The sequence below is a fragment of the Algoriphagus aquaeductus genome, assembly GCF_003253485.1.
Classification (GTDB): Bacteria; Bacteroidota; Bacteroidia; order Cytophagales; family Cyclobacteriaceae; genus Algoriphagus; species Algoriphagus aquaeductus.
The window spans coordinates 15,370-40,888 of record NZ_QKTX01000020.1 but is presented as its reverse complement, the minus strand read 5'-3'; the positions used below and the strand labels follow the sequence as shown (position 1 = coordinate 40,888).

Below are 25,519 nucleotides of genomic sequence, written 5' to 3'. Positions count from 1 at the left end.
GATCAGAAATTACCCCTGAGGCCAAGTGAAAAGGAACGCATGGGATTAAGGTTTCGGAATTCAGGATCCAGTGGATCGGAAGAAGCTTTCCAAATAATGCCCAGATTATTCAGGTAGGAATACACTTCCAGATTACTGAATACTTTTCTAGTCTTTGCATTTTCAGAAAACCTGTAACTGATGCTGATATCCTGAAAGCGGATATGATCACCCCGCTCGACCAACGCCTCAGAAAAACGGTGAAGGTTATCACGATTGACATTTCGCACCAGAGGGACTGATGGCACATCTGTGATCAGCTCATCTCCGGGATTTTGCCATCGAAGTGAATAATCAGAATGCCCTGGCATCCCTCCCAAAAGGGATGAATACAGCACCGAATTGCGTCTGTAGTAGTAGCCTAACTTGTAGGCAATGTTGAATGAAAAGGACAATCCTTTCCACCCAACTGTATTTCGGATCGCTCCAAAAACCGTAGGTCTGGCTGATCCATGAAACACCAAATCCTCAATTCCAGAATTCTGGATGATTGCCAGGAAATTGTCGGATGGACTTCCGTCCAAATACCCCATCGGATTTCCAGTGTCAGCACTCAGCCCTGCCCATCGGTAACTGAACAAGGGATACAAAGGATAGCCCTCTACCGGTGAGACTGAACCAAAGCCAAAGCCCCCGTCGATGAGCACATTATTCACCGGTTCCTCCAGGAGGTATTTTGTCACAATCTCTTTGTTGGTGCTGAATAGGATTTGAGTATCCCAGTTCCACACACCCTGAAGGTTTTTGGTATTCAGGATAATATCCATACCCTGTCCGGCAGTATTTGCAGAATTGCCTCTGAAAGAATCCAGGCCGCTGGATGGAGGTAGTTGGGTACTGGCTATCAGGTCAAGCCCATTTTTCCAGTAGTATTCCGCCGAACCTGAAAGTCTGCCGTTTTTGGTTTCAAAATCCACTCCCAGATTTATTATTTTAATCCGCTCCCATCGGAGGTCCGGATAGGGTGGATTAATGATTCTGGCGAAAGGGGTTCCGGAATTAAAACCGAAAGGAGAACTGGTCAGAAACAGCGCTGTAGTTTCTCCTGTCAGGCTTTTGTCAATGTTTCCGTTATAGCCATAGGAAGTTCTGACCTTCAAATATGGCAGCTGGTCAAACTTGTAGAAACTCATCTCACTAATTGCCCAACCCAAACCCAAGGAATAGAGCGGAACTCCACGTTGATTTGTTCTGACTCCAAAAAGATTGGACTGGTCTTTTCTTGCACTTAAGGTGACATCCAGTTTGTTGTCATAGGTATATCCGACATTTCCATAGTAAGATAGAAATCGGTCAGTCAAGTCCATTAATCCTGTAGAAAACGGAATATTTCTTAAAAGTGAAGGATTATAAGAGTAGGGATAGGTATTAATATAATCCACGGGTATAGTGCTGGCAAGCTTTCGGTTGTAGCCATAAAAGCGGTTGGAATACGAATTAAACTGGTAATCTTTTGCCTCAAATCCTGCCAATGCGTTTATACTGTGCTTACCAACGGTTCCTGAGTAGCGGATTAAGCTTCGAAACTGATGGCTGACTCCATCTGAAGATGCTCTATCCAGTATCGCTCCCCTTGGCACCGGATAAACAAACGAACCATCTTGCCTCCGTTGGGAAAAAGTATTGATCAGATTTCTGGAGAAATAGCTTTCAGGACTGTTGTAATTTTCCCTTGAAGCGGAGTTGTTCCAATATTGGTAACTTGCTTCTGCCTGAAGCCCTTTTGCCAGTTTGAAAACCAGTCCGCTCGTCCAACGGATTTCTGTGGATCTATTGGAGACCACTGATTGGCCAATATCATTCAATGGGAAATATTCCCAGTTTAAGAAACCCGCTTCTTCAGCTCCCAAAACGTAACTCCTTCTAAAATCACGAACCACCGGAAGGGGATTTCCTTGGTCATCAGTAAGTCTGGCATAGGGATAAAGTTCGGTTCCCGGAGAAATTACCAACTCCTGAAGGCCTTGATTATTAACCGTACTCCGATTTTGAATCAGTGCAAGTTGGTTGGATAGGGTAATTCGACCTTTCCACAGCATGAATTCCTGGTTGCCTTTGAATGAAATCCGGTTTCGGTCATTGGCCTTAATGTTTTCACGGGTTGCATCATATCCGAGAGAAATTCCAAATCGCTGCTTCTCCCCTCCTCCGCTCACCTGAAAGGCGTATTGCTGATCAATTTGGGGTTGGTAGAAATATTGGTTTATATCATTTCTCAAATCCAGCCCTCTCAAAGCGGCCAACTGTCTGTCTGCTTCATCCTGAGTGATCTGTCCCCTTTGCAAGGCATCCAAGAGCTCAACTCCCGGGGAAATAGGATTGCGGTTAGGCGATGTCAGTGCCGAATTGTAGAAATTTCTGGAAAACAGTAACTCTTCCACCTCCAGAAAATCGGCAGGACTCATTTTTTGGGCATAGAAGGCATCCGGTTGTTCAAAGATGGTCGTGTTGGCATTGAAGGAAACCCTAAGAGGCTGCTTATATTCTCCGTTTTTTGTGGTGATGACAATTACTCCATTCCCGGCCCTAGCTCCCCAGATAGAAGCCGCAGCGGCGTCCCGCAAGACTGTAATGCTTTCTACATCATTGGGATTGATATTTTCCAGGGGACCGTCATAAGGGAAATTATCCACGATGATCAGGGGTTGGGTATTGGCAAGAAAGGTACTTTGCCCACGGATGGATAGTTGTTGATTCGCTCCTGCCTGTGGATTGATCAGCAACCCGGAAGTGACATTATTGAGTCGGGAAATGATATCCGGACTGACACTTCGATTGATCAATTCATTGTCAACTGTGACAAAGGAGCCTGTCACCCTTTCTTTGGGGATATCCTGATAGCCCGTGGACATAACATCCACACCCGCAAGCTGAAGATCTGATGGAATTAAAGTGATGATCGTGGGTTCGGACTGAGGAACCGAAACACTGATTTCGACCGATTCAAAACCGATGAAACTTATGAGCAGCTTATAGGCTCCCTGAGGGAGTCTGAGACGGAATTCTCCATTTTCATCAGAGATGGTGACAGTTTGGGTGTCCCCAACTTTGACGGTGGCCCCAGGCAGGGCCTGCCTGCTTTCTCCCGAAATGACTCTGCCACGGAACAGTTCCTGATTTTGGGCCAAGCTCGGGAAAGCCCAGGACCCAAGTAGCAGCAGTAGGATTGCTAAATGCTTCATAATGTATTAGTAGGGTTAGTAGATGAATTTGGTTCTAAATAGGATTCGATGAGTTGAATCAGATCCGGCGCCAGAAAGGGAACTTGGGAAGTTTGGACAAACTTGCCTTCCCGGTTGATCAGGATGCGGTTGGGAAAGGAACTGATCCCGTATCGGACCAAGAACGGGTGGTTTCGATTGCGTGGGCCTGTATAGAGATTGGTGAATTCAGGTTGGGTATATCTGCCGGACTCAAGGCTGGATTTCCAGAGTTCCGGATTGAAATCAGCGGAGACGGTGATAATCTGAAATCTGGGGTCCTCCCCAAACTTTTCTTTCAGGACAGCTAAGGTTCTTTCATTGAAAGCCACGCAGGCTTTGCAGCCCGTGATCCAGAATTCCACCAGAATCAAATCGGCCTGACTTACCTCTTCGAAGGTTTTTAAATCCCCCTTATCGTCCAGGAACTCGAATCCTGAGACTAGCTTTCCTGAGCCTTTTAGGTCTCGGATTTCTATCAGGCGCTGACGAAAGTCAGGGTTCTCAACAGTAGATATCCAATGCTCCAGTTGCTCATCAACCTGGCTTATTCGCTGGTAGGATTCATAGAAATGGCTTACCAGATATTTTTCCCGCCAGTAGTGCTGTGGGATGAATTCCGCAACATCCATCAAATCTTTGTCGAAAATCAAGCTTTGAAGTTTGGTTTTGGCGGAGAGGTAATCCATCATTGCCGCCGAACTTGGATCCAGATTTTCCTCCAAAAAGGTTTCTGCCTTTCTGATAGCATGAAGTCCAACTTCCTTTGCACGCTCAATAAACAGCGTATCCCTACTTTCTTTGGAAGCATAAATCAGGTGGGAATAAATTTTATTCATGTATTGCTTCCATGCGCTGAGTTCGGCTTCCTTTCTGAAAAAGGCCTGATAATTCTCAGGGACTCTTCCGGTGAAAGAATCAATCCAGCTCCATGACTCGAGTAACTGGCCGCCTTCCTGATAGACATCATAATTTGCCAGTCTATCAAGTTCAGACATGCTCCGCTTTTTGATCTCAAGCACCGGCCCAGCACTCGCTTTGGCTTCTTCCATTTGAGCGCGGTATTCCGGATCCTGAAGGACCAGTTCCGGGTTTTGGGTATAGAGGACAGGCGTAGTTCTGGCGATAGCTTCGGCTGCGATCAGGGCAAGTCCCTGCTGGAGTTTAAATTTCTCTGCTGCAGGACCTGCAAATACCAGGGCATTGGATTCCAGGTTGAGAAAAACCTGAATACTGTCACCGGCTTCAATAAGGAATCTGTCCAAAAAGGCGCTTGTCTCGCCTAGGGATAAAGAAAACCACTGTTTCTGATTTCTGGATTCAAGATTGTACTGGAAGGATCGGTCTTTGGGATAGCCACCTTCCATGATGTTCCCAAGTTTGAGGGGCAGATAAAGCAGGTTGGAACCCGGTGCCTTGGTACTTGGAAAGTAGTATTCCGGGTAAATGGTAAGCTTGATTTGGGATCGGTCGCCGTATTCGGAGATTCGTCCCCAGATGACGGATGCGGGGTGCGGGATGACAGGTGTTGGATGAGCCAAGACCGTGACCGGGGCGGGTTGGAGACTGGTGGCCTCCTCCCCTGCACCCATGTCAAGGTAGCTATCAACTAAACCAAAATTTAATTTCGAAGTAGATGGAAGACCCCGCCACGGCGGGCAGGCGGAGACGGAAGACGGAAGGGATGTCGGGTGTCGGATGTCCGATGACCGAAGTATGGGCCCACCGTCAATGGCCGATACATCGGTGGTGTAGATGGCTTCAACAGAGGTTTCTGCTGAGTTATCTAGCTGAGCGAAGGTATCGGGACGGGAGAATAGCCCGCCCCGATGGGTGTCTCCTGAATGTGGAGAGACGTGAACCGCCAATCGATGTAAAGGCGGTTCGGGGGGTGACTCAGCAACTTTTCTCAGTACCGTTGTGCTTCCGAAAAGGCATGGCAATGCCAGGAAGCATGTGAATAGAAATTTTTTCATGCTACTAGTGGTTTGTAATGATTGCTTGGATTAGGGAGAGATATGCTGCGCGAGATACCGCTGCGCTGAGATATGCTGCGCGAGATATACTCCTCCTGCGTCGGAGTGAAATACACCTCCCTGCGGTCGGTGAAATATGGGGTTCCGAATCGGGTTCAAGTATTTCAGACGTCGAAGGCGGCTTTATTTCAACTGTATTTCAATGATATTTCACTTTAGGAAATAGCATTCCATCCTGACTCCGTATAAGACAAGCAATCAATGGGTTAAGAAATAGGTAGATAGTAGAAGGAAAAAGATACGCTGCAGTCGATCGGCTCCTTCTTGGAGCGTCACAAGGAAAGAGATACCGCTCCGCTGAACTATGCTTCACGAGATATCGCTTTGCTGAGATATGCTAGCGCGAAATACACTCCTCCTACGTCGGAGTGAAATACACCAGGTCGGTGAGATAGTGGGTTCACGGTAACAATCCAGCTTTTGGATTTTCCTTAATGACGCGTGGTACACCCTGATTCGTAGTGGTAGTCCCGTAGGTACGGGAGCAATCAGGGGCGAAAAATGATCAGGTGGGGTTTTTGATCAGGTTTTTGAAGAGCAGCTTGGTGCTCTGGAGGACTCTGGGAGTCGGGATTGAACGTGCTGACATAATTGAAGAAATTGGAATTTCGGATTGCGGAATTCGGATTTCGGTTCGTCCACTTTTTGATACTTGATACCTACCTTCGGCAGGCAGGCCAGATACTTCAAAGAAATCATGGATTTCCACCGTGCCAAGGAATACTTCTGGCGACAAAGAATAGGTTTGACTAGGAAAAGGAACCTCGGATTAGTAGTGGTGTGTCCCTGCGCAAAGGAGCAATCCGAGTAGAAAAGTGAATCGTAAAACCCTCAGATGGGATTCTTCGGTTTCCTAGGAAACAGAATCTCAAAGGAGCCCCCGGTCTTCTGACCAATACGGGCTATCAACCAATGTACCGGAAGTGCTAGCCTCCCTGTCCCATTGCTGGGGCCTGAGAAGATGCCCGAGCCTCGATCCAATAAATGGGAGGCCGCACTTCCAATGTCGTAATTCAAATTATTCATCATCCACGGTTTATGGCTTCTCAGACCGGCAATGAGGATGATAAGTAATCAAACATAAATAATCTCACCTAATAAAACAAATATGTTTAGTATATTTTTTCATATAGTGCCCAAATTCCCTCCTAATGGAAGGTTTGGAGGATTTTAGAATAAAATTGGGGCGAAAAATTAAAACCTTAAGAGAGGAAAAAAACCTAACTCAAGGAAAACTTGGTGACCTTATTGAGAAAGACTATCAAGCAATTAGCCGACTTGAAAGGGGATTGGTAAATCCTTCAGCATATTTGGTATTGCAAATTGCTAATGCCCTTGAAGTAAAAATTGAAGATTTATTCAGATTTGAGTGAGTTTTTAAGTTTTTGCATTTCTGATAAACATGCGTTTTTAACTATGGCTTGCATTTTACTTACCTTCTTTTTGACGAAAACACAGTCCTCTAAGGAAACTTTGTACTTTCGGCTGTATCGAGCATCGATATAACCTTTTTTTAAAGCTTCCAGATGAAGTCGTTCAGATGGGTTGTCACTAGAAAAATCGAATAATAGGAATAACTCACTACTAAGGTGTTTTGAATAAGTTCTCAAACCTTCAATATTATGAGACTTAGGCTTAAATCCTTTTAATACTAAAAGAATAGAAGCATAAAAATGTTCGACGGCTTGATGATATTCAAACATTGCCTTCCTGAAACTTCCCCTTTTCAAGCAATTATTTCCATCGATTAAAAAATCCTTACCCATCTGGAACCAAATCTCAAAATATTCTTGGGCTCTTTCAAACATCTGGAAAGGCGAAAGCTCCTTTGGTGAGACAAAAGAGGAAGTCCCAGTATCATAAAGTAAGATTCCTTCTTCGATAATTTCCTTAAAAAAGTACTGTCCAACAATAAGCCCCTCATTGATGTAATCAATGCTATGGACAAGAGGACTTACAATACCTCGAACGGAATTGAATGCCCTATTTTCAATTTTACTTTTTAGCTCAAATTCTTTGATTGAATCATCCTTTATCACCACCAAAAAATCAAAATCACTCTGATAATGGAAAGTTATTCCATCTTCCATAGTAATATCATCCACCCATTTACCTTTGGCATAACTTCCAAAAAGGATCACCTTCTCAGGATTAGCAATTTTCAGAATAATATCCAAGGCTTTGGCAATTTCTTCTTGCTTAGGTTTTGGCAAACGGGATAATTTCTCGTTCAAATTCATGGTTCCAAATTACTAAAAATAACAAAACCCTGCATTGAAACATATGTAATTTCACTAAAATCTATAGATGATAGCGAGAGTGTAAAATAGATGTATAAGTAGGGTATTTACTTAAGAATAATTCAATCAAACCATATTAAACTTATTACATATCCATAGCTTTCGGAATAAAAGCATTGCTCATACATTTTTCTGCCTGCTCTGTTATCATTTGAAGGTATGTAAAACCAGTCATCTGCTGATACAGATTCTATTCCTGTGTATTTACTGTTTTCTTTTGTGAAATACTCTCCTGCAACTGTAGTTTGGGGAACAGCGTCACCTATTCTGAACTTAAAAGTCCAATTTGGAAAATCAGCACTTTTTACATACCATTTAGCAACATTGTCTTTTGAAATTACAGCAAATATTTCATGTGTTCCAACTTCTCCGAAACGCATAAGAGTGGATAATACGCTAGTTTGAAAGCTACTTGAAAGACCGAGAATTGTATCAAGAGAGAACTTTTTATTCCTTGTTAGTCTCCTGTGCTCTGCAGAAAAGTTTCTGAATTTGTCTTTTGGCATTAGTAAGCAACTAGCAAAATAGTCTGCTTCTAATTCAATTGCCGATTTGTGATTGATGTTATGAAATGAAGCGTGTGGTTCAAGCAAACCGTATTTTAAACCCAATCGATGTTCGTCCAAGAAAAAATGACCGAGTTCGTGAGCAAGTGTAAATCTTCCACGTTTAGAGTTTTGCTTGTTCCCGTTATCAATGTTTATGTGAATGTGAAAGTCTTTGCTGTCTGTATCATATAGCAACATTCCGTCAAAAGCGTTTTCGTAGTTGTCAAAATGAATCGGGACATCTTCAAACTTGGCAATCTCATCAAGTAAAGTAAGATTTTTGTCTGAAAACTCATTAGCAATATATTCTGCTAATTTACATATTTGTGTTTTCCGACCCGTCTGAATCATCTTTTGGTTTACTTTGATTTTTCTTGATTTTGTCCATAATGTGCTTTGGCAAGTTATTGCCATTACGTGCTGCCATACGATATGGGTTAATTTCTTCCTGATTGATATCAGAAGGCATTTTTACGATTTTTTTCTCTCTAAAAGTGCCGTTAATGATTTTATCAGGGTCAATCTCTATCCCTGTTAAGCCGAAATCAACATCACCATTTAGTTTTTCAAATCTTTCAAGCTCAACTTCGTTCCTTGGGAAAAGGAAACCCGTAGAAGATAACCATTCAGTTATGTTCTCTGGAGTAATATGTTTTTTATTTTGAGCCATATATTTTTAAATGTGTATTAACTGCTTCAATTGCTTGTTTCTTGTAAACACGAATACTGTTTTGCGTTAGGTCAAGTTCGTCCTGTAATTTCTTTGTTAAATGTCTCGGTAAATTGTACCCCTCGTTTGTCAATGATTCGTAATGTTTGTATGTTAGATAAATTATCTTGTGTTTTGGTGTAAGTCTTGACAATGCTGCATCTAATAACTCGTACATTTTTACCAACTCTGCTTTACGGAATTTATTGCCATCGCTTAATATTTCTATATCGGGCAATTCACGAATTATTACTTCATTTCCTGTAAATGGGTTCGGTACGCCTGTCTCATTTTTTTTGTAGTCAGCTAAAAGTCGTTTAGCAATAGCATAGAGATAAAACTTAACAGCGGTGTCATAATCTTTTTGCTTTGATTTTGAAAGGTCAAATTTGGGATATTTCCAAATGCGGTTAAAGGCCTCGTAAGCTAATTCTGTGGCAACCTGTTTGTCATATCCCCAATTTTTACAAATTGGAGTAAGTTTCCTTAGAAGTTCTAACTGATACCGGAAAGTAAACACTCTAAATGCCTCCTTGGCAATTTCCGTATAGTCAGGATCGTCTTTCCATTGGATATACTCCAGGAGGTTCTCCGTTGATTCGCTATTCAAGTCTTGACTTTTGTTCATTTTTCAACATTACACATTGACTACCCAATACCGTTAGTAATGGTTTTAGTAGTATGGCTGACTGCTTTTCCAAGGTTAGGTTAATCTAACGCTTTTAGTAGTCAATGTAAAGAACTAAATCCAAAAAAATGGCAAGAAACAAACCATATGGCGATAACGCAAGAAAAGGGGCAGTTACCGGTCGGTCCCAAGTCCTAAATCCCAAAACTGGAATCTGGACCAAACGAGACAAAGAAACCGGGAAATTTATGGATGGGAAGAAGGACGGGGAACCTTTTAAAGGAGTGAGAAAGGAGAAATAAACTAAATAAATATGTCAAGAATACATGTGGGGCAAGATGAAATAGCCCAATACGCCAAAGACAAAGTAAATCTTCCGAAAGAATGGGCAGATGAATATCGCGAACAAGCGAGAAGGGTCAGGGAAAAAGTAACAAATTACCTTCGAGAACATCCAGATTTTACATTAAAGAAAATACTCCTGTCCGGAAGCTTGGCAAAGGGAACTGCCCTTCGAGATCTGAACGATATTGACATGGCTTGTTATGTCAAATGTTCTGAGGACCTTAAAAATGTTAAAGAATTAGTTGAATACCTGGCAAAAAAACTTAGAAAGGCATTTCCGAATCTACAGCCAGAACAAGTACGACCGAACACCTACTCGGTGACAATCTCATTTAGGGGATCCGGCCTAGACATAGATATTGTGCCAATTGTTTACGAAGGAGATCCCAATTGGTACGGAAAACTGATTAGTCAAGATGATGGATCCTATTTGGCGACTTGCATTCCTAGACATCTAGAATTCATCAGAAACAGGAAATCAATACAGCCAAACCATTTCTCTCAGACCATACGACTTGTGAAAAAATGGGCTAAAGTACAAAAGTTGGAAAACCCCAATTTTAAATTCAAATCGTTCATGATAGAATTAATCATGGCAAAGCTTCTGGATGATGGTATCGACTTTTCAGACTACCCAGAAGCACTTCAGAGCTTCTTTACCTATCTAGCGACAAGCAATCTTGAAGAACTTATTGCCTTTAACGATTACTTTCAAAAACCGACTACTTCCGCATTTTCGGAGCGCGTCAAAATAGTTGACCCAGTAAATCCAAAAAACAATGCCGCCAGGCTCTATACTTCTATTCAAGCACAAGCTATTGTTGATGCCGCTTTAGACGCAGGTGATGCTATAGACGCAGCTCTTAATGCAACAACAAAAGAAAAAACAGTCTATTACTGGCAAAAAGTATTTGGTTCATCATTTCAAATCTAAACAAATCAATTTATGAGTTTAAGTTACACATATTCACAGACTACTACTTTTACAACAACGCATGCCAAATACTTGGCTTCCAAGGTTGCTACTGACCTAAAAAGGATACAACGGTTATATGGCTCTCCAAGTGATTCAACTATCGCTTTATATGAAGCAGAATTAACTGAATTTTTAAAAAAGGGATTTCTGGCTGAAGTCACCTATGGATTTAAACGCAATGACAATTGGATCGAACCGACTTTGCGGTACTCAGCTCGTGATCTATCAAATCTTTCATCCGTTGATGATGACCCTGGAAAAATCAGAGCAGGTGCAGATATAAATGGGGCATTTTTTGCTTCATTCATGATATGGAATTCGGATTACAGCAATTTGACTTCGGCTGAACTTGCCAATTTTGAAAAAAGTCTACCCTTTATAAGAAGCGTTGGATCGGCACCAGGCATCAATGGTTACATGAGTTCTGATAAAAGTTATTCTTCAGGAGGCAGGACCCTTGATCGTTCGTCACTTAAAAGTTTCTAATCATGGGTGAAACTAAACCTACATTTTCGGAATTATTCGAGCAAACTATCTCGTTTCCAGATCCCAACATGAGAGAACGATTCAATTTGTTGGTTGGATTGGATGGTACTAAAGAAACGCTAAGAAAAATCCTAGGCCTTTTGGTCAATCCATTTGGCATCAAAGATTGGGCAAACAACTTTCATCCTGGTGCAAACAGAATTACCAATTTCGTTTTGAGACGTCCACCTTTAATCGTTTTGGCCGGAGATGTTGGCTCAGGTAAATCTGAATTAGCATACACTATTGGAGATGCAGTAGCGCGTGAGGAAAAAATTGATGTTGAGCTTTTTCCATTATCACTAGCTACAAGAGGACAAGGCCGCGTAGGTCAAATGACTCAGCTTATTTCAGCAGCATTTGATTACACAATTGATAGAGCCAAGAAACTTAAAGATGGTGATCAAAAATCTAAAGGGGCAGTAATCTTGTTGGTGGATGAGGCCGATGCTTTAGCCCAATCACGGGAAAATGATCAAATGCACCATGAAGATAAGGCAGGCGTAAACGCTTTCATAAGAGGCATAGATGCGCTAGGTAATGGAAAATACCCAGCCGCGGTGATCATGTGCACCAACCGTCCCAATTCACTCGATCCAGCAATTAGGCGCCGCGCAGCAGAGATCATCTATTTTAGCAGGCCAAATGAAGAAGCACGCCATATTTTATTAGTCGAACCACTAACAGAATTGGGCTTTACATTAACTCAAATTGAAGAAATAGTAAAACTTACGGGTTCCAATGGTGAACGCACCTATGGTTTTACTTTTTCTGATTTGGTTCAACGTCTAATACCTGCATTGGTACTTGACGCATATCCCAATAAAGGTGTAGAACCCGAAAGAGCGATAGCTCTAGCAAGAACAATTTATCCCACACCTCCATTTAAAGAAATTTAAAGATAATGGCAGATAAAATTAGTTTAAAGCAATTATTTTCCGGTCTTCAAAATCAAATGTCTGCTCAACTGAGCACAAACAGAGATTTTATTTTACATCCTGGTTCCAAAGGAGATTCTTTAGAGGACACATGGATTGAATGGTTGCGAAAGTACCTACCAAATAGATACTGCATCGATAAGGCAATTGTTATAGATAGTACAGGCCAGCTTAGTGATCAAATAGATTTGGTGATTTATGACCAACAGTACACTCCATTTGTTCTGACTCAAAATGGCATCCACTATATTCCAGCAGAGGGTGTATATGCAATATTTGAAGTTAAGCCTGACCTAAAAGGCTCGATCACTTCCGGTAAAGATTCAATCAGCTACATTGAGTATGCAGGAAAAAAAATAGAAAGTGTAAGACGATTAAAACGCACAACTACTTCAATAATTGATCGAGGCAAAAAATATGACCCAAGACCCTTGACAAAAATCCTAGGAGGTATTTTAACAAGTACCAATAGTTTTAAGAAAACGGAGACTGTTGAAAATCATTTAAAAAACTTAATCGGTTTTCAGAGCATAGATATGGGATGCGCAGTGGATTACGGTGCTTTTTTCGTAGATTATGTGGGTGATGAGGATGTTAATACGACAAACTATGAACAGCGTATCAACGACTACTATCATACCAGAACAATAGAAAACATTGAATTTAGTAAAGCTGATGTCTCCCTTGTCTCATTTTTCTTTCAATTGCTTCGTTATTTGCAGCAAAGTATAGGGACGGTGGCAGCTATTGATTTAGGTGAATATTCGAGAGCAATAAATTTTAAAATAGATGAAGAGCTATAAAACTTAATGATTAGTGAATTGACAAGAAACAAAAACCTTGAAATGTGGGGACAATATGCTCCGGAATCCAGCCTGAATCCTTCTTTAAAGAGTCAACATTCTCGAAATGTCAGGTGAAATTGGCGCAATAAAACAAATTCTGCTTTGGAAAACCCTCCGGATTCAGGGAGTCAACGTCTTCCGGATTTTCAAGGTGAAAAGCTTTACTTAGTCCTTAGTGAAGAAGGTTGTTCACCATTCGTCCAATATGACAACTAGGTTTGTTCTCAATAAAGTATAATTCTATTCTCAATTCTTAACACATAACCAGTTTCATTAAAAAACTGCTCCATCCGTTTTAATTGGCTTACTTTAAACTTTGGACGTTCACTATTTGCTATATATGCTTTCTTTTGTTCATAGTTTTCAGCTTCATCTTCAAACTCAAAATACCCAATTGTGACCTTAAGCTGTTTTTCAGCATCTTTTACCCATTCATTCCCTAAGGCACCCCTTTGCTTTAATTCTACAAATATTATTGTTGAATCATAAGTTAAAACACCATCACAACGTTTAGCTAGTTTTCCGTCAGCTCTTTTTATCACAATACAGTTGTCGATCGCAGTAAATGTCACCTCAAATTTGTCATCATTTACAACAACAGCTATCCATTTCGCACCATTCTTCTCATCTATATAAGCTGGAATTGAGGCAGGTGGTGGATCATCACAAATACCAAAAAGCTTAGCAGAGGAATAAGTCTGACAGCTCAATTCAGAAAAATTAGTACTCATAAGGCTTGTTGAAGGTCTAATAATTGAGCAAATAATTCATTACTTTCTGCTAGTCCTTGATTTAAATAATTTTCGTCAGATGGTAAACCTCTATAACTGTCCAATAATATAATGGTCCCATCTTCTTCATTCAACTCATAAATAGCTAAATCATTATGATTAACGACTGAATCTATCGGAACTACCTTTGATAAAGCCATTTTAAAATTACTTTTTTCTTCAGAAGTCACACTTTTTTCAAAAAGGTTACCTGCTTTAACTGCTAATGTTAAATAATTAATCAAATATGGACTGTGCGTGGTCATAATTAATTTATTGCCTTTATTCATATTATTTACTGCCAACAAACTAAACAACATCTCCTTTTGTGAACTTGGAAATAAATTTTGCTCAGGTTCTTCTACAATATTTATAAAGGCAGTTTTATTAAATTTCTTTGCCTCTTCCGAAATCGCTATTCTTTTTTGCTCTTCCGTCAAGTCATCATTAATGAATATAGCTTGTACTTGCTTTCTAAAACGTTCTCTTTGTTCACTTGTCATTAACTCTTTATCATTTTCACTTTGATTTTTGACAGAATTACCTAAATACGTGGAAACAAGATACAACGGCACTAATGACTGATAACCACTTGAGGATTCAGTCAATTTAATTTTATAGTCATCCCCTTTTAAATATACGATATCATTTAATCTATTATATTCAACCTGAACCTTACTAATAGGCAATTTAATACTACCTTTCATTGAATTCAATGCATTGTTGTATTCGGACACAAATTCAATTAACGAATCAGAAGTGAGACTAAGTGCTTTTGCTTTTTTTACATTAGCAATAAAATTTCTTTCAGCAGGAACATACATTATTTGTGGTAATGGATAATATCCATTCTTGGCATCTTCGATGTAAAGATTACCATTTTCATAAGCTATATTGAAAGAATCACCGAAATACTCTATAAGAGTTCTATTTTGATTTTCATGATTAGAAAAATAGTTTTCAATTCTGTGATATTTTAAGTATTGATTTTTCAGTTTGTTTTTTCTTTCAAAGTGCCTTTTGTCGTAGTCGCCACGTGTTAGAGCCTTTTCAATCCATGTGAACGTGGAAATTAGTTTAGCAACTGTGCTTTTTCCTGAACCTTGATTTCCAATAAAAACCGTTACTTTTTTAATGTCAATCCAACCATCATTATCTTTGATGCCCTCTTTTATTGGTCCAAAATTTTTAATTCTTATCCTGCTCATTTTTTTAATGTAAGTCTAACAAATTTACAACATTGAATCAGTAACGGCTCAAAAAATTTGCAAATGCATCAAATAGGAATATGATTAATCCTTCTGGGAGTAGTCAAATTTCGTTTGATTGGGTGGGATTTGCAATTCCACCCTTATTTCCTTAACAATTTTCAATTGGCTTTGCTACCTCACTCTTCCCACACTACCTCATCCCTCATTCTCCTTAAGGAGAAGGCGATCAAGCAGTGGTAGACTTAGAGATTCTGTTCTAATTCTTACTGTACTCTATTGAACCGGAGCATCTATCAGAAAGCGGAAATCAAGAATTCTCCGAAATGCTGGAATCATTTAGTTTGGATAAAGGATAGCAATTGGATGGTAGTGAGTTGGTTCCTCAAGAAAGAGAAAAATCTGGAACTAAGCAACCCTGCAAGCTGGCCCCTCGCTAAAACAGTCCACCGGACTGTTTCTTAAGGGCTTGTTTTGGTACTGGGTATTATTGTGGTAAAGGAGAAAAAAGGGAGGGGGAAGAGAGAATTTTTGGGGTTGATGATATCTCATGATGCCAGAAGAAGAGTATGATAAGCATCCAAAGACAGCCAAAAAGGGGCCCGCCAAAGGCGACCTTTTCATCCGAATCCATCCCATTTTGATTCCGGATTTTTGTCGGGCTGGGGAAGCTATGCCCGAGCTACAAAAAAGCCCTTCCAAAACAAGTTTGGAGGGACTGAAAAAGATCCAATTTTTTGACTATATGTTGATTTTGGTAGGTAGGATTTACTTTTTGACTTGAACAGCCTCCTCAAATACCTCCAAGAATCCTGACTCAATCCCTATAAGAACCTCTCCGTCCCGAAAGCTTTCGGGAAGCGGTTTCATGCTTGGCTTTGCAAGCCGCACGAAAGCTTAGTTGTTACCAGCAGTAATTCTATCCTTTAACACCTTTTACTGTCCAATTCTTAGATTCAATTAGGACTATGCAGTCATTGTCATTATTAATAATTGTTTTGTCCAAACCCCAATAAAAGAAATGAGAAGTGCTACCGTCTTTGTTCACTCTTGAGTTGTTTGTCCCTTTTTTTGTATATAAAACAACAAGGTCGCCAATTTTAACATCTTTGTCTGGAAACCAGTATGGATGTCTCAATTTATTTGAAACTTTTCCGTCTGAAGTGTAAGAGGTATCGCAAACTAAGTAATATCCTATATCACAATCTTTAGTGACTTCAAAAACGATACGTTCTTCGTCTGCTGAACCATTATTCTTTATATATTTTATTTGAATACTCATCTGTTTGCAAATTTAGAAATTAAACCACCAAGCACTAATAGAAAACCAACTATTACAACTAACCATCCGTAACCTGTCGTCCAAAAAGTTGGTGCTAAGCCCATAATTGCAGCACCAATTGTCAAAGTGAACGTATATAAGATTTCAGATGATTTAGTGCTTTTAAGTTTTTCTTCAAGAACTGCTTTTTCTTTGTCAACAGCATGAAAATTTTCTTCAAATATTTCCAACTCAAAATTTGTGTTTTCGAGTTGGTCAAGGTTGTCCAAAAGCAATTTTTGAACAGCAGGAGAATTTAATTCTTCGTCAGAAAGTTCACGTCTTAATTTTGAAAAAGCCTTTCTTGATTTTGGACTTTCGTTTCCTTTGTCAGATGACTTTTCACTCTGCGAGTCCGATTGTTCTTTGTCTATTTTTTCGTCACTCATAATTTCTAATTTTATTAGTTCGTGTCATGTCCGCTATTATTGCTGGTAACGTAAAGAGTTTTAAACGCAATCTGGCCAAAAAAGAGAGGCCTTAGGAAAACGGTATCCCAGATTGCAGTTAAAACTGCCAATTCTACCTCACCCCTACATTCTCCTTAAGGAGAAGGCGATCAAGCAGCGAAAGATTGAATATTCCGGCCCATTCCAGACAGCCCTAGCCTCGAGTCGAAGCATTTTGAAGAAACGGAAAATCAAGAAATCTCAGAAATGCTGGAATCGTTTGATTCGTTAAGGATTGGCAATTGGATGGTAGTGAGTTGGTTGCTAAAGAAAGGGAAAAATCTGAAACTAAAAAATACCCAGTACTGGGTATTTTGGGGGTGAATGCGGAAAAAGTGAGGTTTTTTGAGTGGTTTAACGAGGTTTTTTAAATCCGAAGTAGGAAAAAAATTGTCTTGAAATCATATTTTCTCTTTTTTATTGAATTGGTTACTTTTGAGTAAACCTCCCTATCTGTATTTATAGGTCTGTTTAAGAGGTTCTTCCCAATCCATTTATGGGATTTAACCAATTATAAATATATATGATGGACGAATGGATTTCCCTGGTCAATAGATACACCACATCTGGTGCCCGAAGCAAATTTGAAGACATCTGTACTACGCTATTCAAACATAAATTTAAGGGGGAATGCGTGAAATCGGTACGGGTTGATATCGGTGACGGTGGAGTCGATGTATTTATTGGAGATATTCAAAACCAGCCAATAAAGGTCATCCAATGCAAGTTTTTTGTCAACGGTTTCGAGGAGTCACAAAAGGCCCAGGTAAGGAAATCCTTTAAGACTGCTATAGGTTCAAGTGATTTTAAGGTCAGCAATTGGATACTTTGCTTGCCCGGAAAGTTAAGTATCCAAGAGCACAAATGGTGGGCAAGTTGGAAGCATAGGCAGATAAACACCTTTGGATTACCAAATGATTGCATCAAACTTATGGATGGAGCCGATCTTATCGATGAATTAAAAACCTTCGGCCTGTATGATGAAGCCTTTGAAATAGAAATAAAAAACGCAGTAAGAGATATTCACAGTGCTGTAGTCGGCAAAAAGTTTGACCTGAATCAAGAAATTTTATCTGCTTCGAACTATGTTAGGAACCTCAAAAATTACTTTTCGAAGAATAAGCTAGCACATGTAGAGAGGCAAGCAGTCCAGGAAATTGTAACATGGGTAAAGAGGGATTTGCCTGGCAAGGAGATTTTAGAAAAGATGCTTGTCGTAAAAGGTAAAAAAGGGGTTGGTAAAACAACAATTCTGCATGATGTCTATTATCAATTGGCAAATGAAAACGAATATAATGTCCTTGCTATCAAGTGTGACCAGTTTTATGATGTAAATTTGGACGGCCTTGCTAAACAGCTGTTTACCGATTTAGCATCATTCAATGAACTTTTTAACACACTTCGGGACAAAGGTGAAAAATTTGTAGTTGTACTTGACCAACTAGACGCACTATCCCAAACCTTATCATCGGACAGGAGATGGCTAAAGACATATATAAAGCTTATTCAGGAACTGCTCAAGCTGCCAAATGCAAGAATTATAATCTCGACCAGGAGTTTCGATCTTGATTACGATGCCGATCTGAGAAAATTCAATGACACACATGTTATCAAGCAGATTGAGGTTGGAAAGTTGTCTGAGACGGAAGTAACAGACATTTTAAAGCTACTTAAACTCGAAACAAAAAATAAACTTCTGATCGAACTGCTTACGATACCTTATAATCTTGAACTTTTCACCAAAATTCCAAATTTAGAGCAACTGTTGCAGAAACAGTCAAGGATCTCATTGACTAAACTCTATTCCGAATTATGGAGTCAAGTGATGATCCCGAGAGAACTATTGCTCACCGAATGCCTAAATGCAATTGTGAAAAGGATGTATGAACAGCATCCAAATCTAATTGAGCTGAAATATCTAGAAGAATTCAAACCAGAAATAAGTTATCTAGTATCCCATGAAATCCTGGTACAGAACGAAAGTAAACTTTCTTTCTTTCATCAATCATTTTATGAGTATTATCTGGCTCGATGGTTCGTAATCTCCGACAGAAAACTGATCGACTATATTTTTGAGGAAGGACAGAACCTGTATATCAGGTCTTTGATCAAGACCGTTATTGAGTACCTTAGGGAGGCCGATCATAAAAAATATATAGAACTCTATAAAAATATAATTGATCACGACCAGATCAGGTATCATATCAAATATTTATTTATACTGGAACTTGGACTTGTAGAAAATCCATCGCAGAAGGAGAAAGAGCTGGTATGTGATATGCTAGCGAATGAATATGGGAAATTGTTTCTTGACTTATTCAATTCAAAAGGTTGGATCGAGTTTTTTATTTCAAATCATCTGCTTTATGGTAATCAAAATGATGTGTTCAGAATTCTTTACCGAAACATCAACCATAATGCAAAGCTTGTTTTGGATCATTTAGAAAATGGCAATTTTGGAGAAAAAAATAAGTTTATAGCAGACATTATACCGAGTGTCAAAAACTGGGATGCCAAACTTTTACCCTATTTTGATAACTACTTTCTATACGATGAGAATACAGAACTTTGGTATTTTGAGACTTTAAAAAAAATAGCTCCTTTTAATCTGGAATATGTATTTGGAAAGCTCAAGCCAGTAATTTTGAAGACAAAAAGCCGTACTAAACGTTTTAGATTCGACCATCGCTTTGATAGAATTATTGATAATTTGTATCAACAAAACCCTCAAAAGACCGCTGAATTTTTGCTCTCTGTTCAATTAGAAATTCTGGAAGAAACCAAACACGCCTATTATTTTGAATATTTAGGAATTACCTCCGAACTGCTAGGCTCCTATCAGCTTGATAACGGATTGTTATATAAAGACAGCGAAGATGAAAAATCAATAGATTTTTACCTGCTTAAATATTACAGCACGTGCGAAAGAAAAGTACTTAAAGAACTTATCCAAAAACATTCCTCGACGAACTATGTTGCTTTGCTCACTCTTTTAACAAAATTGATGCGGGATAGGAGTAGTGAATTTATTGAGGAAATCTACCAACTACTATTGATCATCGAAGCCAAGAATGGTCTGATGGGGGAAGATGATTTTTTCCAGCTAAACATTCGCAGAATGATTGCTAAAGCCATATCTCTTTTTGATCTAAGGCAATACCAAAGGGTTAAAAAACTACTACTAAATATCACCCATCCCTATGAGATATGGAAATATGAAGAAAATGGAAAGAAGAAATTTAGCCTCACCATCGGCCGAAAAAAGTACTTGTTTTTAAAAGCACTTCCCGAAATAGTTCTGGAAAAAGATCGTGAGTTAAAGCTAATATATATTGTATTGGAAAGACGTTTTGGACGAATCGATCATAACAGAGCTCTGGATAGTGGCAATAGTAGGTTTGGGGGTGTAGGTTCCCCATTATCGAATGCGAATTTTAACAAATTCAGTTACGATGCCTGGTTAAAAAGTATGCGGAAAATTGATGAGGATTTTAAATCTGCTGATTTTTTCAAGGGAGGTATACTTGAGCTTTCGAGATCTTTTGAAAGCGTAGTGGAAAGGCGTCCCGAACATTTCTGTAATTTTATTGGGCAGCTGTTTAATGAAAAGGGTATATCTTATCGTTACATCTCTCATGGTATATCTGCATTGATCAAGGCAAAATATAACCCTAAAGAGGTCGCCAACCTTGTTAGAAGGGAAATAAAGCTATCCTTAAACAGAGAATTTACTCTTTATGTTACTTGGCATATTAAATACCTAATCGACACGAAGCAGGTTACTGAAGATATCAAGGATTTCTTGATTGGAATTGCCAAATCAGAAGGATATCGCGATGATTTGCTAAACCCTAATCATCCGATTTCAGATTTTATCAATACACCAAGAGGATCAGCGATTTATAACTTGTTTTACCTGTTCGATTATCCAAACTACAAGGAGGACGTGCTCTCTACGATTGAATTCGCTATTGATCCCAAAAATAATCCATCAACTACAATTCTGGCAGGTGTAATGTTTCATCTTGCCTACTTGAACCACTTTGATATCGAACGTTCCTTCGTAATTTTCAAGAAGCTTATCGCCCAAAAAGATTCACGGGTATTAGAATGTTCCATCAATCCTGCACAGTATTTTAACAATAAGTTCCATGATAGAATGGGTTTCTATTTTGAAGAAATGCTATTGCACGAAGAATTATATGATAAATGCTACTTTTTTGTAAACAGCTGGCTCTTTGATCATATTAATGATTTCAAAATGTATGACCGTTTTATGGGGCTGGGCCAGAAAGCGATAGAATGTGCCATCGAGGTAGCAGAAAGTTTTTTGATTAAGGATGGTATAGTTGATCAGCGATCAGTGCAAGTATTGGAAAGATGTTTGTCACATAACGAATTCGATCTTTCACACGAATTTTCTGGGCTAGTGCTAAGGGTGTTTAAAATTGAAAACTTTGGAGAGCTTTACAGCTTCATGGAAAAATATATTGCTACCAATCAATTCAGTAACGATCCAAGATACCTGTTGGAGTTTTTGACAGAGTGTTCATCTTTATATCCAAAAGAATGTTTGGATTTACTTGTAAAAATGAATATTCCGGACAAGGTTGATATCAGCAAGAAAGCCTATTCTGGTGATGAACCATTGATTCTGGTATTAGCAATTTATTCCAGACTAAGGCTTGAACCCTTTAAATACCGTGAAGAGCAAAAGACGGCATTGGACTGTTTCGATAGACTTCTTGGCATTCCTTCAATAAGATATAAAGCACTGGAAGCCATGGAAAATGTATTGAATTAAAATATAGAAAAGACTGCAAAAATGTTAGGGATAAGGGAGGATTCTTAACCCTTCGTCTGGTGTAGTCAAATGCTCGTTTTGACTGGGTAGGATTTGTCCGCCCTAGATCCCGACCAAGGCTAAAAGGCCTCCCTGCATAATGGCACCTCGCTAGATTAATCTTCTGAATTAATTCTTGACGCTCAGTCCTACCGGATTGTTTCTTAAAGCTTAGTCCTCGACTAGTGGGTATTTTTGGGTTAAGGTTAAAAAAATTCAGTCCTTGAATTCAATTTTTATCCACAGATCAAATTGCTTTCTCACCGGTTCAAAAATTCTTTACTCAAAGTCAAATATCTCGATTAGTTTTTAATAGATGGCAAGAGACTTTGTCAACAAAATGCTTACTTTGTAAGTATACTTTTAGCGATTTTCGCGGATTTAAGTGAATATCGCAGAATTATTGGAGTGATTTTCGCAAATCATAATCATTTAATGCGCTCCCGCAAGTGACACAGTTCGATTACATCAAAGATATTGCCCGGTTTGGTCTTGAAAATGACCAGGAAAAGCTGAAGGACTCCCTTCAGGAGATGATCGAGCATGCACGGAAAAGCAAAAAAACCAATCTGGCCATACAGCTACAGTCTATTCTGAAAGAAGCCATCCGCCATCACTCCTCGGGAGGATCCCTAAAGACCAGTTCTGGAATCCGATTTGAAACTCCAAACAGCAAAGGGGTAGATGAGTTGATTCTTGACCAAGTCACTTCGGACTACCGACTATCTGACCTAATCTGCACTCCTCAAATCAAAGAATCGCTTGATCATTTTATTCTGGAGCATCGCAAAAAAAACCTACTTCAAGCACTGGATCTACCCATAGCTCATAAAATCCTATTTTATGGTCCATCGGGTTGCGGGAAGACTTTGGCGTCCTATGTCATTGCCGGGGAACTAGAAAAAATCCTACTGGTGGTAAATCTTGGAGCAATCGTCTCCTCCAAGCTTGGGGAAACCAGTAAAAATCTCGCGAAAATATTTAAAATGGCTGCCTCAGGGGATTACATTCTGTTTTTGGATGAGTTTGACTCCTTGGGCAAGGTGAGGGACTACAGCCAAGACCATGGTGAAATGAAGCGTGTGGTGAACACCATCCTTCAATTGTTTGACTACCTGCCTCAGTCCACCATCGTGATCGCTGCCACCAATCAGGTTGGCATGCTGGATGATGCCTTAATAAGAAGGTTTGATACCCAGATTGGATTTGAGCTTCCCGCCGAACATGAAATCGAGGAGTTAATCCAATTGACACTCAAGCGTGGGGTATTTACCTTGGGCAGCAAATCAGGAATTAAAAGATTGATCCAGAAGGCAAAAGGGCTGTCCTTCTATAGCATCCAAAAGACCCTTATCTCGGCTATGAAGCGGAGTCTGTATAAGTTGGAGACTGATTTGGTACCTGCTAAAGTTGAGATTGATAAGGCAATCTGGGAAAAATTGATTGAGGAAGAAAAAACCGCAATCAGTAACTCCGGTAAAGTCTAATTTTCTGCCTCCAAAGACGATCCTGCCTCCAAATCAGCAATTGCCTGAAGGCCGTTCAACAGCATGACATCCTTATAAAGCGATCCTGAAAGGTTGGAGCCCTTTGTTTTTGGGATTTCCCTAAGGCTAATCACCAATGAGAATGGATGCTCTTCATTTTGCAAATGCCTGGAAGCCCAATCTGGAATAGTTGATTTGCCATGACAACGCATGGCTATGGAAACTGAAGGATTATCAGGATCAAAGTGTTGACTGGAAATAGGGAAAGAAAGCATCTGAACATTGGAAAATATCCTATCCTCTACCCCAAAGTGATCCTCTGCCCAAGAGACTCCTGATCGTAATCGGAAATTCTCCAAATCCTGTTTAGACAAGATAGAAACATCCACTGGCTTGAATATTCCAAAAGAGATGTGCAGGGGAAGATAAGCTAAATGATTGTTGGGGACTGGAAGGAATTTGTAGACCAATGTAGCCCTGAGTTCGATCTTATTTTGGGTTGACAACACCCAATCCGGAAAATTCAGCTCAAAGGAATAGAAATCATCAAACGTAATAGAGTCCTCAATCACAAAAGTGATCGAATCAGGATTGCCTTCCAATAGCCGATCAGGATTTGGCCGTCCAAACCCAGTAAGTTTACGATACAATTTTTTGCCATCTGCTGAATTAAAATGAGGTGGATTGGTCCCACTTGGAGACGCAGCCGAGTTAATTAGCAACGCTTTAATGGAAGTCATCTTTAGTGTTGGATATTCCTTTACCAATTGGGCTATCAGGGAGGCGACCAAAGGAGTGGACAGACTGGTCCCGGCCAGTCTTCCATAGTAGGGCGAATTATCTTGGGGACTGGTGAGCACTTCCATGGCAGCTTCCTGACTCAAATAATCCCCACCCTCAAACACCAAGTCTGGCTTTACCAAGTGCTTATTCTTTTGGCTTTTCTTAAGCTTTGAACCATTTATCGTGATTGACATATCCCAATGAAACTTCCGGGAATAATATGCTGGATATTCTCTGGCAGGGGTAATCCCATCTGTGACTCCATTTTCGAAATTTCCTGCCAAGGCTCCAACAGAAATGTTGTTCATGGATTCCGCAGGCTCTTGTAGATTGGTAAATTCACAGGAATGACCAGGAATTTCCGGATTCGTTTGGTAATAAAATGAGGGATAATGAGCAACAGGATCCAAAGAGCCATCAAACACCCAATAATCCATGTCATCCAAACTATAGTTGCCTACAGAATTGACAATAAGGATGTCCAATTCATAAGCAAGCTTGTCCAATTCGTAAGCAAACTTACCTACAGGTCCGTTGTAAGGTTTTGAACCGGGAAGATTTAAGGAGATATTGAAAATCCTGATCCCGTATCTAAGGTGCAGTTCCTGAATGTCATTAATTAAGGCTACAATGTTCAAGTCATCGTTTTCTTGATGGATAGCCTTTATCACCGCCAATCTTGCCTTAGCGGGAATTTCCCTCAACCAGGTATTAAAAAAATCTGTTCCAAATGCAATTAGACCTGCCACTGCCGTACCATGCCCTGAATCATCCCAAAAGGGAGCAGTGCCTGTATGGTCACTGGAAATACCGGTTAATAACTTCTTGAGGGGATCAACAGATGACTGAATACCCGTATCGACCACACAAACAATAGGCAGTTCTTCTTCGATGACTGCCTCGAATCCATAAGCGCGAATAGGCGTGGCGACCGTTCCAGGTTTGACAAGGGGTACTCTCGCTGAGGTGATTAGTCTGACGATATCGAAGTTATCAGCAAGAATTTGATCTAGTCCGGAGAAGCCTTTTTTAAGAAAAAGAAGATTTTGTGCCTCCTGATTGCCAATTATTTCAACTCCCTTTGAATTTAAATAATCGGTCATAAAATTAAGCTGCAGCCTAGCTTCAGGGTTTTCCAATATATCGCAGATAGTCAAGATAAAACTTTCCTGACCTGATAAAACGCCTTTCCTTCCATTGGAATCCAGAAGGTAGAAATCACTGATCAAAGCCAATCGGGAATAAGGTTGATTTCGATGATCTTCGCCTTCTCTGAGGCTACTTACGGCAGTAACATCCTTAATGAAAGCTTTAAACTCATTCCCTTTGCCTATACGGAAGAGGACATTTCGGTTGAAGTTGGATTTTTCAATAACTGACAAATTGTATTTTCCCAGAAAGTAGTTTTCTAGCTTAAGATCAAAAGTGACAATAAAATTGATCTGAATTAGATCAATATTCGAAGGGACCTCGAGCGTTTTATTTTTGATCCTATTAGCCGCCGCTGAAACATATACATCTAGTCTAGCTGCCAGAAACCGCTTTTTTTCTTGAGATAGAGGTGGTAAA

Annotated in this window: 20 protein-coding genes; 9 read left to right on the top strand and 11 right to left on the bottom strand. The window is 39.8% G+C overall.

What is annotated here, in order from left to right; genetic code table 11:
- Positions 1 to 2: 2 nt before the first annotated feature.
- Both CLV31_RS19630 and CLV31_RS19625 read right to left on the bottom strand, forming a co-directional pair.
- On the bottom strand, positions 3 to 3,221 hold the full coding sequence (locus tag CLV31_RS19630; RefSeq protein ID WP_111394791.1) for a SusC/RagA family TonB-linked outer membrane protein: 3,219 nt from the start codon (positions 3,219 to 3,221) through the stop codon (positions 3 to 5).
- Positions 3,218 to 5,215: a TlpA family protein disulfide reductase gene (locus CLV31_RS19625; protein WP_111394790.1), complete on the bottom strand. Its 1,998-nt coding sequence runs from the start codon at positions 5,213 to 5,215 to the stop codon at positions 3,218 to 3,220. Before CLV31_RS19625 ends, CLV31_RS19630 begins: the two co-directional genes overlap by 4 nt.
- A gap of 1,211 nt (positions 5,216 to 6,426) precedes the next feature.
- Between CLV31_RS19625 and CLV31_RS19605 the strand changes: the two genes are divergently transcribed.
- Complete coding sequence (locus CLV31_RS19605; RefSeq protein ID WP_111394786.1) at positions 6,427 to 6,648, top strand: helix-turn-helix transcriptional regulator; 222 nt, start codon at positions 6,427 to 6,429, stop codon at positions 6,646 to 6,648.
- Here the strand turns inward: CLV31_RS19605 and CLV31_RS19600 are convergent.
- The 4 genes from CLV31_RS19600 to CLV31_RS19590 form a co-directional block, all read right to left on the bottom strand.
- The gene (locus CLV31_RS19600) at positions 6,631 to 7,515 is read right to left on the bottom strand and encodes a HEPN domain-containing protein (protein ID WP_111394785.1); all 885 of its coding nucleotides are present in this window, start codon (positions 7,513 to 7,515) and stop codon (positions 6,631 to 6,633) included. The genes CLV31_RS19605 and CLV31_RS19600 overlap by 18 nt on opposite strands.
- A 122-nt stretch (positions 7,516 to 7,637) precedes the next feature.
- A complete protein-coding gene (locus CLV31_RS19595; protein WP_181452674.1) occupies positions 7,638 to 8,474 on the bottom strand; it encodes an ImmA/IrrE family metallo-endopeptidase in 837 nt (278 codons plus the stop codon).
- Positions 8,440 to 8,793 carry a hypothetical protein gene (locus tag CLV31_RS21740; RefSeq protein WP_146250936.1) on the bottom strand — a complete coding sequence of 118 codons (354 nt, stop codon included), beginning with the start codon at positions 8,791 to 8,793 and terminating at the stop codon, positions 8,440 to 8,442. The genes CLV31_RS19595 and CLV31_RS21740 overlap by 35 nt, the downstream gene beginning before the upstream one ends.
- On the bottom strand, positions 8,780 to 9,460 hold the full coding sequence (locus tag CLV31_RS19590; protein ID WP_111394783.1) for an RNA polymerase sigma factor: 681 nt from the start codon (positions 9,458 to 9,460) through the stop codon (positions 8,780 to 8,782). The genes CLV31_RS21740 and CLV31_RS19590 overlap by 14 nt, the downstream gene beginning before the upstream one ends.
- Positions 9,461 to 9,588: 128 nt before the next feature.
- Here CLV31_RS19590 and CLV31_RS19585 point away from each other — a divergent pair, with 128 nt between their 5' ends.
- The 5 genes from CLV31_RS19585 to CLV31_RS19565 are packed head-to-tail and all read left to right on the top strand — an operon-like array spanning position 9,589 to position 13,047.
- Positions 9,589 to 9,762 (top strand): hypothetical protein, encoded by a 174-nt coding sequence (locus CLV31_RS19585; RefSeq protein WP_111394782.1) that lies wholly within the window; start codon positions 9,589 to 9,591, stop codon positions 9,760 to 9,762.
- Between the two features lie 11 nt (positions 9,763 to 9,773).
- Positions 9,774 to 10,739 (top strand): CBASS oligonucleotide cyclase, encoded by a 966-nt coding sequence (locus CLV31_RS19580; protein ID WP_111394781.1) that lies wholly within the window; start codon positions 9,774 to 9,776, stop codon positions 10,737 to 10,739.
- A 12-nt stretch (positions 10,740 to 10,751) separates the two neighbouring features.
- Positions 10,752 to 11,267, top strand: a complete 516-nt coding sequence (locus CLV31_RS19575; protein WP_111394780.1) for an HORMA-1 domain-containing protein — start codon at positions 10,752 to 10,754, stop codon at positions 11,265 to 11,267.
- Between the two features lie 2 nt (positions 11,268 to 11,269).
- On the top strand, positions 11,270 to 12,205 hold the full coding sequence (locus CLV31_RS19570; protein ID WP_111394779.1) for an AAA family ATPase: 936 nt from the start codon (positions 11,270 to 11,272) through the stop codon (positions 12,203 to 12,205).
- A gap of 5 nt (positions 12,206 to 12,210) precedes the next feature.
- The gene (locus tag CLV31_RS19565) at positions 12,211 to 13,047 is read left to right on the top strand and encodes a DUF6602 domain-containing protein (protein ID WP_111394778.1); all 837 of its coding nucleotides are present in this window, start codon (positions 12,211 to 12,213) and stop codon (positions 13,045 to 13,047) included.
- A 266-nt stretch (positions 13,048 to 13,313) separates the two neighbouring features.
- Here CLV31_RS19565 and CLV31_RS19560 read toward each other — a convergent pair whose 3' ends face one another.
- Both CLV31_RS19560 and CLV31_RS19555 read right to left on the bottom strand, forming a co-directional pair.
- Positions 13,314 to 13,820, bottom strand: coding sequence for a hypothetical protein (locus tag CLV31_RS19560; RefSeq protein WP_111394777.1), 507 nt, complete (start codon positions 13,818 to 13,820; stop codon positions 13,314 to 13,316).
- The gene (locus CLV31_RS19555) at positions 13,817 to 15,067 is read right to left on the bottom strand and encodes an AAA family ATPase (protein ID WP_111394776.1); all 1,251 of its coding nucleotides are present in this window, start codon (positions 15,065 to 15,067) and stop codon (positions 13,817 to 13,819) included. Before CLV31_RS19555 ends, CLV31_RS19560 begins: the two co-directional genes overlap by 4 nt.
- Before the next feature lie 550 nt (positions 15,068 to 15,617).
- On the opposite strand from CLV31_RS19555, the gene CLV31_RS19550 reads away from it, so the two are divergent.
- Positions 15,618 to 15,851: a hypothetical protein gene (locus CLV31_RS19550; RefSeq protein WP_146250935.1), complete on the top strand. Its 234-nt coding sequence runs from the start codon at positions 15,618 to 15,620 to the stop codon at positions 15,849 to 15,851.
- Positions 15,852 to 15,986: 135 nt separating this feature from the next.
- On the opposite strand, the gene CLV31_RS19545 is transcribed toward CLV31_RS19550, so the two are convergent.
- Complete coding sequence (locus CLV31_RS19545) at positions 15,987 to 16,349, bottom strand: hypothetical protein (protein ID WP_111394774.1); 363 nt, start codon at positions 16,347 to 16,349, stop codon at positions 15,987 to 15,989.
- Complete coding sequence (locus CLV31_RS19540) at positions 16,346 to 16,777, bottom strand: hypothetical protein (RefSeq protein ID WP_111394773.1); 432 nt, start codon at positions 16,775 to 16,777, stop codon at positions 16,346 to 16,348. The genes CLV31_RS19545 and CLV31_RS19540 overlap by 4 nt, the downstream gene beginning before the upstream one ends.
- A gap of 583 nt (positions 16,778 to 17,360) precedes the next feature.
- Here CLV31_RS19540 and CLV31_RS19535 point away from each other — a divergent pair.
- Both CLV31_RS19535 and CLV31_RS19530 read left to right on the top strand, forming a co-directional pair.
- Entirely contained in the window at positions 17,361 to 21,641 is a 4,281-nt protein-coding gene (locus CLV31_RS19535) for an NACHT domain-containing protein (RefSeq protein ID WP_111394772.1), read from the top strand.
- Between the two features lie 488 nt (positions 21,642 to 22,129).
- Positions 22,130 to 23,167 carry an AAA family ATPase gene (locus tag CLV31_RS19530; protein WP_111394771.1) on the top strand — a complete coding sequence of 346 codons (1,038 nt, stop codon included), beginning with the start codon at positions 22,130 to 22,132 and terminating at the stop codon, positions 23,165 to 23,167.
- Here CLV31_RS19530 and CLV31_RS19525 read toward each other — a convergent pair.
- The gene (locus tag CLV31_RS19525; RefSeq protein WP_181452673.1) at positions 23,164 to 25,332 is read right to left on the bottom strand and encodes a S8 family peptidase; all 2,169 of its coding nucleotides are present in this window, start codon (positions 25,330 to 25,332) and stop codon (positions 23,164 to 23,166) included. The two genes, CLV31_RS19530 and CLV31_RS19525, sit on opposite strands and share 4 nt — an antisense overlap.
- Between the last annotated feature and the right edge of the window lie 187 nt (positions 25,333 to 25,519).